Raw genomic sequence first — 13,010 nt, forward strand, 5'->3', positions numbered from 1 at the left:
CCGCGAATCTACGCCTGACTATTTCGATTCGAAATAGTGGGTTCCCGCTGAGCGGGAACCGTGGCAGGCTCTCGGCACCCCTCCCCGCTCCTCGCAGGAGTCGCCGATGTCAGTGCATCCGCCGTCACTTCTGGAGAAGGCCGCGCTCGTCCTGGGCGCCTTCCAGGGCGCCACGCCCCGGCTGACGCTCACCGAGGTGGTACGCCGCTCCGGGCTGCCCCGCTCGTCCGTGCACCGCATCCTCGACCAGTTGGTACAGCTGGGCTGGCTGGACCGCGACGGCCGGGACTACCGCCTGGGGATGCGGATGCTGGAGCTGGGCGCGATGGCCGCACACCACAACCGGCTGCGCCGGGCCGCGCTGCCGCACCTGCACGCGCTGCACGAGAAGACCGGGCACGTCGTGCATCTCGCCGTGCTCGACGGACCCGAGGTGGTGTACCTGGAGCGGCTCGGCGGCATCGCGGACGCGTCGGTGCCGTCCCGGATCGGCGGTCGACAGCCGGCGTACTGCACGGCCACCGGCAAGGCGATCCTGGCGTTCGGCGAGGCGACGCTGGTCGCGGAGGTGCTGCGGGCCGGGCTGCGGCCGCGCACGGCGTACACCCTCACCCGACCGGGCCCCTTCCGCGCGGAGCTGGCGCGCATCCGCGAGCGCGGCGTGGCCTTCGACCGGGAGGAGAGCTTCCGCGGCGTGGCGTGCGTGGCGGCGCCGCTACGGGGCGCCGGGCGCGCGATCGCCGCGGTGTCGGTCTGCGGCAACGGCCTCCACCGCGAGCTGGAACGGCTGGCCCCGGCGGTGCGGGGGACCTCGCGGGCGATCTGGGCGTCGCTGTACGGCCCGGGGCGGGCGGCGGCCGTCCCCCGTACGGCCGCGGCGCCGGCCCCGGAACCGGCCCTGGAGCCGGCCCAGATGGACACGATGATGTCGTGGATGCGGTTCGCGGAGTGGATGTGAGGGGAGTGGATGTGAGGGGTCCGCCCGGCCGGATTCCGGCCCTGGCCGGGGGCCACGCGCGGGCGCGGGCGACAAGCCGGCGCCGCTGGGTCAGACTTCTTATGAGGCAGGTTTTCGCCCCGCTCGCGTGAGGGGTCCTTCGTGCTCGATGTGCCGTTCTGGCTGTGGGCGACGTTCGTCGTCATCGTGGTCGTGTCGCTGGCCGTGGACCTGCTGGCGCACCGGAAGGCGCATGTCATCGGGTTCAAGGAGGCCGCCGCCTGGAGCGGGGTGTGGGTCGGCCTCGCCATCGTCTTCGGCGGGGTCGTCTTCCTGGTTCTGGGGGTGACACCAGGGGTGGAGTACACCACCGCCTGGTTGCTGGAGAAGAGTCTGTCGGTCGACAACCTCTTCGTCTTCGCGCTGATCTTCGCCTACTTCAAGGTGCCGCGCGCCTACCAGCACCGCGTGCTGTTCTTCGGCGTCATGGGCGCGCTCGTGTTCCGGGGCGTCTTCCTGGCCGCCGGAGTGGCCGTGGTCAGCCGGTTCACCGCGGTGCTGTTCGTCTTCGCGGCCATCCTCTTCTACAGCACCTACAAGATCCTCAAGGAGGAAGAGGACAGCTTCGACCCGGGCAGGAGCATCGCCGTGCGGCTGCTGCGCAAGGTCATGCCGGTCCGGGACGAGTACGCCGGGATGAAGTTCTTCGTGAAGGAGGCCGGCAAGCGGGTCGCCACCCCGCTGCTCGCGGTCGTCGCCGCGATCGAGGCGGCCGACCTGGTCTTCGCCGTGGACAGCGTGCCCGCCGTCCTCGCGGTCAGCGATGACGCCTTCATCGTCTACACCAGCAACGCCTTCGCCATCCTCGGCCTGCGGGCGCTGTACTTCCTGCTCGCCGGGCTGCTGGACCGGTTCCACTACCTCAGCAAGGGCCTGGCGCTGATCCTCTCCTTCATCGGCGTGAAGCTGATCCTGCAGGCCTCCCACAAGCTGTTCAGCAGCAGCATCCCGGAGATTCCGTCGCCGATCAGCCTGGGAGTCATCGTCACGGTCCTGGCGGTGTCCGTCGTACTGAGCATTCGGCGTCCCCGGCCGGCTGAGCGGGAAGGCCCGGCCGACCGGGAAGACCGAGCTGAAGACCGCTGAGCCTTCTCACTTTGTTACCCTCGCAAAATTTCTCCCATGATTTCGCAAAGTGTCCTATTCTGAGGGTATGCGCAGAGACGAGCGTGCGACGGCATCGCAGGCCGGACATGTCTGCCCCGCCTGCCAGCAACCCGTGCCCGCGGAAGTCACGCGGCACAAGTCGATGGGAATCTTCGTTCCCACGTGGAAGCCGGGCTCCTGCCGCAATCCGAACTGCCCGACGAACGCGCGAGCAGAGCGAGCAGAGCACAGCCCGGCGAGCAGTGCAGGTAAGTCGACTCAGGAGTAGGTGATCCGGACCCGGTCGGTGAGGGGCACGGCCTGGCAGGCCAGTACGTACCCCTCGGCGAGGTCCTGTTCGTCCAGTACGTCGTTGCGGAGCAGCTTCGCCTCGCCGGACAGGACCCGGCAGGCGCATGCGCCGCAGGAGCCCTCGCGGCAGGAGTACGGCGCGTCGACGCCCGCCGCGAGCAGTGCGTCCAGCAGCGGGGTGCGGGCGGGCCAGCGGACCGTATGGGTCTCGCCGTCCAGCTCCACCTCCGCTGTGCCGCCGCCCTCCGCCGCCGGGACGTCCGGCGTTTCCGGCGCCTCGAAGACGTCGGCGCCGAGGGAGAAGAACCGCTCGCGATGGATCCGGCGGCCGCCCATCGCTTCCTCGGCCGCGTCCATCAGGGGCGCGGGCCCGCAGACGTACGTCTCCCGGTCCGCGTACGGCGCGAGCACGGCTGCCAGCCGGTCCGCGGCGGGCAGCCCCTGGACCGACTCCAGCCAGTGCAGCACGACGAGCCGGTCGGGGAAGTCCTCGGTCAGCTCCCGCAGCTCGTCGCGGAAGATCACCGAGGACTCGTCACGGTTGGCGTACAGCAGCGCGACCCGGCCCGTCCCCCGTACGAGTGCCGACTTGGCGAGGGAGACGACCGGCGTGATGCCGCTGCCGCCGGCGACGAGCAGCAGGTCGCGGTCGAGGGAGTCCAGTGTGAAGGTGCCGCCCGGCGGCAGTACCTCCAGCTCGTCCCCGGCTGCCACGTGATCGCAGATCCAGTGGGAGCCGTACCCGCCCGCCACCCGCTTGACGGTGATCTTCAAGGGCTCGCCGGTCTCCGGTGAGCTGGACAGGGAGTAGCAGCGGGCGGCGGCCGTTCCGCCGTCCGCGCCCGGCAGCTTCACGGTGAGGAACTGCCCGGCGCGGTAGGCGAACCGCTCGGCGCTCTCCGGCGGCACCCGCAGGACGAGCGACCGCGCTTCGGCCGTCTCCTCGATCACCTCGAGGACCCGCAGCCGGTACGTACGCGGCTCAGGCATCGGCGGCCTCCAGCGTGGTGACGCGCAGGGTCCCCTCGGCCGTGGCCCGGTCGATGCTGCCGCGCAGCGCCGTGCAGGTCCGGATCCGGGCGGCGGTCTCCCCCGCGGCCACCAGGGCGCCGAACTCCGGGCAGACGGCCGCCGCTTCGGCCGTCCACTGCACGGAGGTGTGGGCGGGGCTGAACTTCTCGCACAGGACCTGATTGCCGCAGGCCGCGCACTCCACCGGCTGCATGTCAGGCCCCGGCTCCCGTCCCCGCCGCCCGGCGGGCCAGGTTCGCGTCGACCTCGGCGCGCCATGCCTTGTTGGCCCGCTCGGTGTCGATCTCGAACTCGAACCGCCGCGTCATCTCCTCCGGCACCTCGGCCGCGTCCCGGTAGAACTGCTCGTACCAGCGGCGCAGTTGGTAGACCGGGCCGTCCTCCTCGGTCAGCAGCGGATTGTCGATCCGGGTCTTGTGCCGCCAGATCTCGACGTCCTGCTCGAAGCCGGCCGCGAGGCCGCGGGAGGTGAGCTGCGCGGTCTCGGCGGCCTCCGCGTCGGTCATGCCGGGCAGCTTCTTCACGATCGCGCCGTACTGCAGCAGGAAGCTGTTCTCGTCGATCGGGTAATGGCAGTTGATCAGCACCATCTCCATGTCGAGACCCTCAGCGCCGGCCACCGGCGACCAGAGGTGGTCGATCATGTAGGACGGGCCGTAGTACGAGGCGTCGGAGCGCAGCGGGGCGCTGAGGGTGCCCAGGTCCACGTCCTCGCGCGGGGTGCTCTCCATGTACTGGGTGGCGATGTGCCCTTCGAAGACGTTCTTGAAGTACGTCGGGAAGGAGTAGTGGACGTAGTAGAAGTGCGCCATGTCGACGATGTTGTCGACGATCTCCCGGCAGTTGGCGCCCTCCACCCGGAGGGTGTGCCAGGTCCAGTCGCTCCACTCGTCGCTGAACACGCCCTCGATACGCGGGATGGTCACGTCCGGGGGCGGCGGGTTGCCCTCGGGGTCGTGCCAGACGAAGAGCTGGCGGTTCTCCTCCAGCGTGGTCCATGCGCGGGTGCGGGCGCGCGGGGGGACGCGGCGGGCGTACGGGACGTCCGCGCACCGGCCGTTGCCGGACCAGCGCCAGTCGTGGAACGGGCACGCGAGGGTGTCGCCCTTGACGGAGCCGTGCGCGAGATTGCCGCCCATGTGCGGGCAGTAGGCGTTCAGTACGTGCAGTACGCCGTCGTGCTCCCCCTGGAAGACCACCAGCTTGGTGCCGAACGCCTCGACCTCGTGCGGCTTCCCGTCCTTGAAGCTGTCGGCGAGGCCGAGGCAGTGCCAGCCGCGGGCGAAGCGGGCGGGCGGCCGGCCCGCGTCGATGACGCGGACCTGGTCATGGAGAGCACTCATCTTGTCTCGTCCTCCTCCGGGCAAGGGGCTGTCCGGGGAGGCTAGGGCGGGCCCGGACCGCGGTGGGAGACGGAATTCCCGGTGAGCGGGAAAGCGCCCCGGGCCGGGCGAGGCGGTCGCGCGCAGGCCATCGCCGGGTCACCGCGCCCCGTACACCGGCTGCGGCGGCTCGGCGGCCGCGAGCAGTTTCCGCGCGGCCTCGCCCGCCTCGGCCGGGGTCCACCGGGCGCCCCTGTCGGCGGTGGGGCCGGGGCGCCAGCCCTCCATGACGGTGATCCGCCCGCCCTCCGCCTCGAAGACCCGGCCGCTCACCCCGTCGGAGGCGGCGGAGGCCAGCCAGACGACGAGCGGGGAGACGTTCTCGGGGGCCATCGCGTCGAACGCGCCGTCGCCCGGCGCCGCCATCGTCCCGGCGAAGGTCTCCTCGGTCATCCGCGTACGCGCTGCCGGGGCGATCGCGTTGACCTGGACCCCGTATCGGGCCAGTTCAGCAGCAGCGACGAGGGTGAGGCCGACGATGCCCGCCTTGGCGGCGGAGTAATTGCCCTGGCCGACACTGCCGAGCAGCCCCGCGCCCGAGCTGGTGTTGATCACCCGGGCCTCGGGCGTCCGGCCGGCCTTCGCCTCCGCGCGCCAGTGCGCCGCGGCGTGCTTCAGCAGCAGGAAGTGGCCCTTGAGGTGGACGCGCAGTACGTCGTCCCAGTCGTCCTCGTCGAGGTTGACGAGCATCCGGTCGCGGAGGAAGCCCGCGTTGTTGACCAGGACGTCCAGCCGGCCGTACGTGCCGAGCGCGGTGCTGATCAGCGAGGCCGCGCCGGCCGCCGTGGCGATGTCGCCGCCGTGCGCGACCGCCTCGCCGCCGGCGGCCCGGATCTCCTCGACGACCTGCTGGGCGGGCCCGGCGGCGGCCGCACCGCTGCCGTCCAGGCCTACGCCGAGGTCGTTGACGACGACCTTGGCACCCTCGGCGGCGAGGGCGAGGGCGTGCGCGCGGCCCAGCCCACGGCCCGCTCCGGTGACGACGGCGACCCGTTCACTGCACAGACCAGTCATGGCGTGTCATTCCCTTCGGTGTGGTTGACGGTGGCGGCGTCGAGGAACGCCGGGCGCTCCCCTCCCCCGTGTACGAGCAGCGAGGCGCCGCTGATGTACGTGGCGCGGCCGGAGGCGAGGAAGACGCAGGCGTCGCCGATATCGGTGGGCTCGGCGAGCCTGCCCAGCGGTACCGTGCGGCCCACCGCGGCGACGCCCGCCTCGTCCCCGTAGTGCAGATGGGACAGTTCGGTGCGGACCATGCCGAGGGTCACGGTGTTGACGCGTACCGTCGGGGCCCATTCCACGGCCATCGAGCGGGCCAGGTTGTCCAGGCCCGCCTTGGCCGCTCCATAGGCCGCGGTGCCCGGTGACGGGCGGGTGCCGCTGACGCTGCCGATCATGGTGATCGAGCCGCCCGTGGGCCCCTCGCGCAGCAGGTCGTACGCGGCGAGCGAGGCGTTCAGCGGGGCGAGCAGGTTGAGTTCGACGACCCGGGCCGCGTGCCGGCTGCCGCCGTCGGCGAGCATGCGGTACGGAGTGCCGCCCGCGTTGTTGACGAGCGTGTCCAGCCGCCCGTACTCGCTCCGTACCGTGGTGAAGAACGCGCCGACCGCGTCCGGGGCGCGGAGATCCACGGGGTGGAAACGGGCGGTGCGTCCCGCCGCCTCGACGGGCTGGTCAGGGGGCCGTCGTGCGCAGGTCACCACCTCGGCCCCGGCTTCCAGCAGGGCGCGCGCGATGCCCGCGCCGACGCCCCGCGTGCCGCCCGTGACGACGGCGACGTATCCCGACAGATCGATGATCGCTGGCATTGAGCACCTCCCGCGGCGCGCCGTCCGCTGCTACCTTGCCTGCAACACGCGCCTAACAAACGTTTGGTGGAAAGGTAGCTGATCTGCTCATGGGTGTCTCCACCTCCGTGCCCGAAGAGGGCGTCGCGGTCGTCACCGTGGACTTCCCACCGGTGAACGCCCTGCCGGTGAACGGCTGGTACGAGCTGGCCGCCGCACTCCGCGCCGCCGGCGCCGATCCGAAGGTGCGCTGCGTCGTCCTCGCCGCCGCCGGCCGCGGCTTCAACGCCGGCGTGGACATCAAGGAGATGCAACGCACCCCCGGCCACGACGCGCTCATCGGCGCCAACCGCGGCTGCTTCGAGGCGTTCGCCGCCGTGTACGACTGCGAAGTCCCGGTGATCGCCGTGGTGCAGGGCTTCTGCCTGGGCGGCGGCATCGGGCTGGTCGGCAACGCGGACGCGATCGTGGCGAGCGAGGACGCGACCTTCGGCCTGCCCGAGCTGGACCGGGGCGCGCTGGGCGCGGCCACCCATCTCGCCCGGCTGGTCCCGCAGCACCTGATGCGGACGCTGTACTACACCTCACGCACCGTCACGGCCGAGGAACTGCGGCAGCACGGCTCCGTGTGGCGGATCGTCCCGCGCGAGCAACTGATGGACACAGCAAGGGAGTTGGCTGGCGAGATCGCCGCCAAGGACGGCACCCTGCTGCGCCTCGCCAAGGCCGCGATCAACGGCATCGACCCGGTCGACGTACGCCGCAGCTACCGCTTCGAGCAGGGCTTCACCTTCGAGGCCAACCTCAGCGGCCTCGCCGACCGCGTACGCGACACCTTCGGCACCAAAGAGGAGCGGCAGTCATGACCAGGGACAAGACCATGCCGGCCGACGCGGTCGTCGCCCGGCTGACCAGCGGCATGACGCTCGGCATCGGCGGCTGGGGTTCGCGCCGCAAGCCGATGGCCCTGGTGCGGGCCCTGCTCCGCTCGGACCTCACCGACTTCACCGTGGTGTCGTACGGCGGCCCGGACGTCGGGCTGCTCGCCGCCGCCGGGAAGATCCGCCGGCTCGTCACCGCCTTCGGCACGCTGGACTCCGTACCGCTGGAGCCGCACTTCTGCGCGGCCCGGCAGCGCGGCGACTTCGAACTGACCGAGCTGGACGAGGCGATGGTCATGTGGGGGCTGACCGCCGCCGCGCACCGGCTGCCCTTCATGCCGATCCGGGCGGGCCTCGGCTCGGACGTGATGACCGTCAACCCCGGGCTGCGCACGGTGACTTCGCCGTACGAGGACGGGGAGGAGCTGGTGGCCGTGCCGGCCCTGCGGCTGGACGCCGCGCTCGTCCACCTCAACCGGGTCGACGCCCAGGGCAACGGCCAGTACCTCGGCCCCGATCCCTACTTCGACGATCTGTTCTGCCAGGCCGCCGACGCCGCGTACGTCTCCTGCGAGCGCGTGGTGGACACGGCCGAGCTGCTCAAGGACCAGGGGCCGCAGTCGCTGCTGGTCAAGCGGGCATTTGTGACCGGCGTCGTCGAATCGCCGAACGGCGCGCACTTCACCTCCTGCGCGCCCGACTACGACCGCGACGAGGCGTTCCAGCGGGCTTACGTCCGGGCCGCCAAGGACCCGGAGGCGTGGCCCGCCTTCGCGGAGCGGTTCCTGTCCGGCGACGAGCACAGCTACCAGACCGCGGTCGCGGCGTTCCACGAGGAGTCGGCATGAACACGATCACGGCGACCCGGGCCGAGTACTCCGTGGTGGCCTGCGCGGAAGCCTGGCGCGACGCGGGCGAGATCCTGGCCAGCCCGATGGGCACGGTCCCCTCGATCGGCGCCCGGCTGGCGAAGCTCACCTTCTCCCCCGACCTGCTGCTCACGGACGGCGAGGCGCTGCTGATGGGGGACGTGCCGGCGCTCGGGGCCCCGTCCGGGGTGACCGAGGGCTGGCTGCCGTACCGTCAGCATCTGGCACTCGTCGCGAGCGGGCGGCGGCACGTCATGATGGGCGCGAGCCAGCTCGACCGCTACGGCAACCAGAACATCTCCTGCATCGGCGACTGGGACCGGCCGAAGCGGCAGCTACTGGGCGTCCGCGGCGCGCCGGTCAACACCCTGAACAATCCGACCAGTTACTGGGTGCCGCGGCATTCCACGCGGGTGTTCGTCGAGAAGGTCGACATGGTCTCCGGTGTCGGATACGACCGCGCCGCCGCGGCCGGTCCCTCCGCGACCCGGTACCACCGCATCCCGGAAGTCATCAGCGACCTCGGCGTCTTCGACTTCGAGACCCCGGACCGCACGATGCGCCTGCGCTCGCTGCACCCCGGCGTCACGGTCGGGCAGGTACAGGAAGCCACCGGCTTCGCACTGACGATCCCCGACGACGTGCCGTACACCCGCGCGCCCACCGCCGAGGAGCTGCGGCTGATCCGGGACGTGATCGACCCGAAGGGACTGCGCGAGCGCGAGGTGCCCTCGGCGTGACGGACATCAGCATCGAGACCGCACTGACGACACTCGTCGGCGTCCGCCACCCCCTCGTACAGACCGGTATGGGCTGGGTGGCCGGTCCCCGACTGGTCTCGGCCGCCGCCAACGCGGGCGCGCTGGGGATCCTCGCCTCCGCCACCATGACCACCGACCGCCTCCGCTCGGCCGTCCGCGAGGTCAAGTCCCGTACGGACGCGCCCTTCGGGGTCAATCTGCGGGCTGACGCGGGCGATGCGGCCGAGCGCGTACGGATCATCATCGAGGAAGGCGTACGGGTCGCCTCGTTCGCCCTCGCGCCCTCCCAGGAGCTGATCGGGCGGCTGAAGGACGCCGGGGTGGTCGTCATCCCGTCCATCGGCGCCCGGCGGCACGCGGAGAAGGTCGCGGCGTGGGGCGCCGACGCGGTGATCGTGCAGGGCGGCGAGGGCGGCGGCCACACCGGGAACGTCGCGACCACCGTGCTGCTCCCCCAGGTCGTGGCCGCCGTGGACATCCCGGTCATCGCGGCGGGCGGCTTCCGTGACGGCCGCGGGCTGGTCGCCGCGCTGGCGTACGGCGCCGCCGGGATCGCCATGGGCACCCGGTTCCTCCTCACCTCCGACAGCACCGTGCCCGACGCGGTGAAGGCGAAGTACCTGGCCGCGACGGTCAAAGACATCACCGTCACCACCGCCGTCGACGGCCTCCCGCACCGGATGCTGCGCAGCGAGCTGGTCGATGCGCTGGAGCGCTCGGGCCGGGCGGCCTCGCTGGTACGGGCGGTACGCCACGCGGCGGCCTTCCGGCGCGACTCCGGCATGAGCTGGGCACAGATGGTCCGTGACGGCCTGGCGATGAAGCACGGCAAGGACCTGACCTGGAGTCAGGTCCTGCTGGCCGCCAACACCCCGATGCTGCTCAAGGCGTCGATGGTGGACGGCCGCACCGATCTCGGGGTGATGGCGTCCGGCCAGGTCGCCGGCCTGATCGACGACCTCCCGTCCTGCGCCGAACTCGTCGACCGCGTCATGGCGGAGGCCCACACCACACTCCGGACTCTTCCCCGTACGGACTGATCCCCCGCCCCCGGAACGCCCCCTCCACCCCAGGGAGTTGATCCCATGCACGCTGCCCGCATCCGCCGAGCGACCGGAGTCGCGTTCTCCGCCGTAGCCCTCGGCTGTCTGCCCACATCCGCAGTGGCCGACGCCCCGGCCGCCCGAGCCCCTGTCACCACGACCGCCCCCAGCACCGTCCGTCATATCCCCCTCCAGGGCGCGGTCAATGTCCGCGACCTGGGCGGCTACCGTACGGAGCGAGGCCGCCAGGTGCGCTACGGCCAGGTGTTCCGGGCCGACGCGCTCAGCAGGCTGACCGATGCCGACGTCTCGAAACTCGCCACGCTGGACCTGCGCACCGCAGTGGACTTCCGCGTCCCCCTGGAGGTCGAACACGACGGCCCGGACCGTCTCCCGGCAGGCGTCACCGCAACCTCCCGGCCCGTGGACGACCTCGATCTGTACGCACAGACAATGGCGGTCATCGGCTCCAAGGACCCTGTCAAGCAGCAGGAAATGCTGGGCGGCGGAAAGGCGGAGAAGCTGATGCGCGCCATCTACCGCAACTTCGTCACGAGCCCGGAGAACCGCCGTCAGTTCGCCGCGACCTTGCGGGACATCGCGCGCCACCGCCAGTCCCCCCTGCTCTACCACTGCACCTCGGGCAAGGACCGTACGGGCTGGCTGAGCTACCTCCTGCTCCGCGCCGTCGGCGTCCCGGCCACCACCGCGACCCACGACTTCCTGCTCTCCAACACCTACCGCGCGGAGTCCGACCGCAAGACCCGAGAACGGCTGAAGCAGGCCGGGATGATGGCGAACCCGGACCTGCTGATCCCCGTCCAGGAAGTCCGCGAGGACTACCTCCAGGCGGCTCTCGACCAGGCCGAGCAGGACTACGGCAGCCTCGACGGCTACCTGACCGACGGCCTCGACCTGGACGCGTCGACCCTGGCCAGGCTCCGCGCCCGGCTGCTGAAGTGAGAGGGGTATGGGCATGCTGCGACTGGGAATGATGGCACCGTTCACCGACGGCCTGATCACCTCGGGCGGCTTCCTCCGCGACCTCGCGGGCACGCTGGAGGAGTGCGGCGTCGAGTCGCTGTGGACGGTCGAGCACGTCGCCGTCGCCGACCAGTACGAACCGCTCTATCCGTACTCCAACGACGGCCGGATACCGGGCAGTTCCGGGTCCGTCCCCATGCCCGACCCGCTGGAGACCATCGCCTTCCTCGCCGGCGCTTCGGACACTCTGCGCTTCGGCACCGCGATGATCGTCGCCCCGCTGCACAGCCCGGTGGTACTGGCCAAGCGTGCCGCGACGATCGACCGGCACTCCGGCGGCCGGCTGCTGCTCGGCCTCGGCATCGGCTGGCAGAAGGAGGAGTACGCGGCCGTCGGCGTGCCCTACCGGGACCGGGGGCGGCGGCTGGAGGAGTGCGTCGGCGCGATGCGCGCGCTGTGGGGCGGCGGCCCGGCCTCGTACCAGGGGCGGCACGTCTCCTTCGAGGGCCTGCACTCGCTGCCGCGGCCCGCGAGCGGCGCGGTGCCCGTGGTGCTCGGCGGGAACAGCGATCCGGCCGTCCGCCGCGCGGGCCGCATCGGCGACGGCTGGTTCCCGTACACGATCACCCCGGAGGACTTCGCCCGCCAGGCCGGTCTGCTGCGCGAGGCCGCGCACCAGGCGGGGCGGCCGGCGGACGCCGTGGAGATCACGGTATGGCCGGGCTCCTGCGACCGCGCACGCGCGTCGGATCCGTCCTGGGTACGCGGCTACGTCGACGCGGGCGCGACCCGCCTCGTCATCGCCCCGCACATCCGGGGCGCGGCCGGCCTGTCGGGCCCGCGCGGCCTGACCGCCCTGCGCGACCAGATCGACCGCTACCGCACCGAGGTCCTGGAGAAACTGACATGAGTGAACCTGTCATGAGAGAGCCTGTCATGCATGGGGTTCAGATCATCGACCTCATCGTCCTCCCGGCTGCCGAGGCCGAGTCATGGCTGCAACGCTGGCGCGCCGACTACCTCCCGGGAGCCCTCGGCCGCGGCATGGTCGCGGAACGCCTCTGGCGCACCTGGACCGGCCCGGACACGGTGGCGGTCCGAATTCTGTGGTCACTGCCGGACAGCGGCGCATTCTTCACCGCGCGGGTGGCGTCCGCCGGTGATGTCCAGGTCGCCGAATTCTGGGCGCATACCGATGAGTTCGCCCTGAACCGCGACCGCCAGGTACTGGAACCGATCGGCCTCACCGAAGGGGAGACGTCATGACCCGCTGGGTGGCACTGCTCCCGGCCGAAGGCGCCGAGGCGTACAACGAGATGGGCAGCGTTCCCGGTGTATCGGACGGCTCTGCGGCACCCGACCTCCCGGGCAGTTTCGGCGGCCGTGGCGCCACATGGGACGTGACGGCGGACCGGCCCCCCGTCGCCCTCGCCGCCGCCCTCGGTCTCCCGGAACCACTCGACACGGTCGCCCTCGCCCCGGTACGCAGCCGGTACGTCCCCCTCTCCGGCCCCCGCGTAAAACGCACACTCCTACTCGCCGTCCTCCCCGGGACACCCACCGGTCCCATCGAGCGACTGGAGGCAGACCTCCTCGCCATGCCCGCCCACATCTCCACCATCCGCTCCTGGTCACTGAGCCGCGTGGACCAAACGCTCACGCCGTCCCCCTGGACACACGTCTGGGAACAGGAGTACGCGAACGTCGAGGGCCTGACCGGGGAGTATCTCGGCCATCCCTTCCACTGGACCTGCGTGGACCGCTGGTTCGACGGCGAAATCCCGGGCGCCGGCATCGTGGACCCGCAGCTGGCCCACGTCTTCCGCTGGAGCGAGGAGCCGGTTCTGGTCTCCCGCTGAAGCGCTGAAGACATGGG

The 13,010-nt window shown here is 71.4% G+C and carries 15 protein-coding genes; 10 read left to right on the forward strand and 5 right to left on the reverse strand.

The annotated features are described in order from the left end of the window. Positions 1-106: 106 nt before the first annotated feature. Complete coding sequence (locus IF04_RS35770) at positions 107-958, forward strand: IclR family transcriptional regulator (RefSeq protein WP_037959706.1); 852 nt, start codon at positions 107-109, stop codon at positions 956-958. A 141-nt stretch (positions 959-1,099) separates the two neighbouring features. Next, a complete protein-coding gene (locus IF04_RS0117155; protein ID WP_037959709.1) occupies positions 1,100-2,083 on the forward strand; it encodes a TerC family protein in 984 nt (327 codons plus the stop codon). A gap of 279 nt (positions 2,084-2,362) precedes the next feature. On the opposite strand, the gene IF04_RS0117160 is transcribed toward IF04_RS0117155, so the two are convergent. From IF04_RS0117160 to IF04_RS0117180, 5 genes are all read right to left on the reverse strand, one after another. Then, positions 2,363-3,385: a ferredoxin--NADP reductase gene (locus IF04_RS0117160; RefSeq protein ID WP_030257633.1), complete on the reverse strand. Its 1,023-nt coding sequence runs from the start codon at positions 3,383-3,385 to the stop codon at positions 2,363-2,365. Beyond that, positions 3,378-3,620 (reverse strand): hypothetical protein, encoded by a 243-nt coding sequence (locus IF04_RS0117165; RefSeq protein ID WP_030257637.1) that lies wholly within the window; start codon positions 3,618-3,620, stop codon positions 3,378-3,380. The genes IF04_RS0117160 and IF04_RS0117165 overlap by 8 nt, the downstream gene beginning before the upstream one ends. A gap of 1 nt (position 3,621) precedes the next feature. After that, a complete protein-coding gene (locus tag IF04_RS0117170; protein ID WP_030257640.1) occupies positions 3,622-4,770 on the reverse strand; it encodes a 3-ketosteroid-9-alpha-monooxygenase, oxygenase component in 1,149 nt (382 codons plus the stop codon). Positions 4,771-4,908: 138 nt separating this feature from the next. Continuing rightward, complete coding sequence (locus IF04_RS0117175) at positions 4,909-5,823, reverse strand: SDR family oxidoreductase (protein ID WP_030257643.1); 915 nt, start codon at positions 5,821-5,823, stop codon at positions 4,909-4,911. Continuing rightward, on the reverse strand, positions 5,820-6,617 hold the full coding sequence (locus IF04_RS0117180; RefSeq protein ID WP_030257647.1) for an SDR family oxidoreductase: 798 nt from the start codon (positions 6,615-6,617) through the stop codon (positions 5,820-5,822). Before IF04_RS0117180 ends, IF04_RS0117175 begins: the two co-directional genes overlap by 4 nt. Positions 6,618-6,706: 89 nt before the next feature. On the opposite strand from IF04_RS0117180, the gene IF04_RS0117185 reads away from it, so the two are divergent. Genes IF04_RS0117185 through IF04_RS39310 form a run of 8 tightly spaced genes read left to right on the forward strand, consistent with a single transcriptional unit; the run spans position 6,707 to position 12,993 of the window. Further along, positions 6,707-7,462: an enoyl-CoA hydratase family protein gene (locus tag IF04_RS0117185; protein WP_030257650.1), complete on the forward strand. Its 756-nt coding sequence runs from the start codon at positions 6,707-6,709 to the stop codon at positions 7,460-7,462. Then, positions 7,459-8,325 (forward strand): CoA transferase subunit A, encoded by an 867-nt coding sequence (locus IF04_RS0117190; protein ID WP_030257654.1) that lies wholly within the window; start codon positions 7,459-7,461, stop codon positions 8,323-8,325. Before IF04_RS0117185 ends, IF04_RS0117190 begins: the two co-directional genes overlap by 4 nt. Beyond that, a complete protein-coding gene (locus IF04_RS0117195) occupies positions 8,322-9,086 on the forward strand; it encodes a CoA-transferase subunit beta (protein WP_030257657.1) in 765 nt (254 codons plus the stop codon). The genes IF04_RS0117190 and IF04_RS0117195 overlap by 4 nt, the downstream gene beginning before the upstream one ends. An 11-nt stretch (positions 9,087-9,097) precedes the next feature. Further along, positions 9,098-10,147: an NAD(P)H-dependent flavin oxidoreductase gene (locus IF04_RS0117200; protein ID WP_037959790.1), complete on the forward strand. Its 1,050-nt coding sequence runs from the start codon at positions 9,098-9,100 to the stop codon at positions 10,145-10,147. A 45-nt stretch (positions 10,148-10,192) separates the two neighbouring features. Continuing rightward, a complete protein-coding gene (locus IF04_RS0117205) occupies positions 10,193-11,113 on the forward strand; it encodes a tyrosine-protein phosphatase (RefSeq protein WP_030257664.1) in 921 nt (306 codons plus the stop codon). A gap of 13 nt (positions 11,114-11,126) precedes the next feature. Then, complete coding sequence (locus IF04_RS0117210) at positions 11,127-12,044, forward strand: TIGR03619 family F420-dependent LLM class oxidoreductase (RefSeq protein WP_157847667.1); 918 nt, start codon at positions 11,127-11,129, stop codon at positions 12,042-12,044. Between the two features lie 26 nt (positions 12,045-12,070). Continuing rightward, positions 12,071-12,400 (forward strand): hypothetical protein, encoded by a 330-nt coding sequence (locus IF04_RS0117215; RefSeq protein ID WP_030257672.1) that lies wholly within the window; start codon positions 12,071-12,073, stop codon positions 12,398-12,400. After that, positions 12,397-12,993 carry a Dabb family protein gene (locus IF04_RS39310; RefSeq protein ID WP_051831317.1) on the forward strand — a complete coding sequence of 199 codons (597 nt, stop codon included), beginning with the start codon at positions 12,397-12,399 and terminating at the stop codon, positions 12,991-12,993. The genes IF04_RS0117215 and IF04_RS39310 overlap by 4 nt, the downstream gene beginning before the upstream one ends. Positions 12,994-13,010: the final 17 nt, after the last annotated feature.

Source organism: Streptomyces violens (genome assembly GCF_000717745.1).
Classification (GTDB): domain Bacteria; phylum Actinomycetota; class Actinomycetes; order Streptomycetales; family Streptomycetaceae; genus Streptomyces; species Streptomyces violens.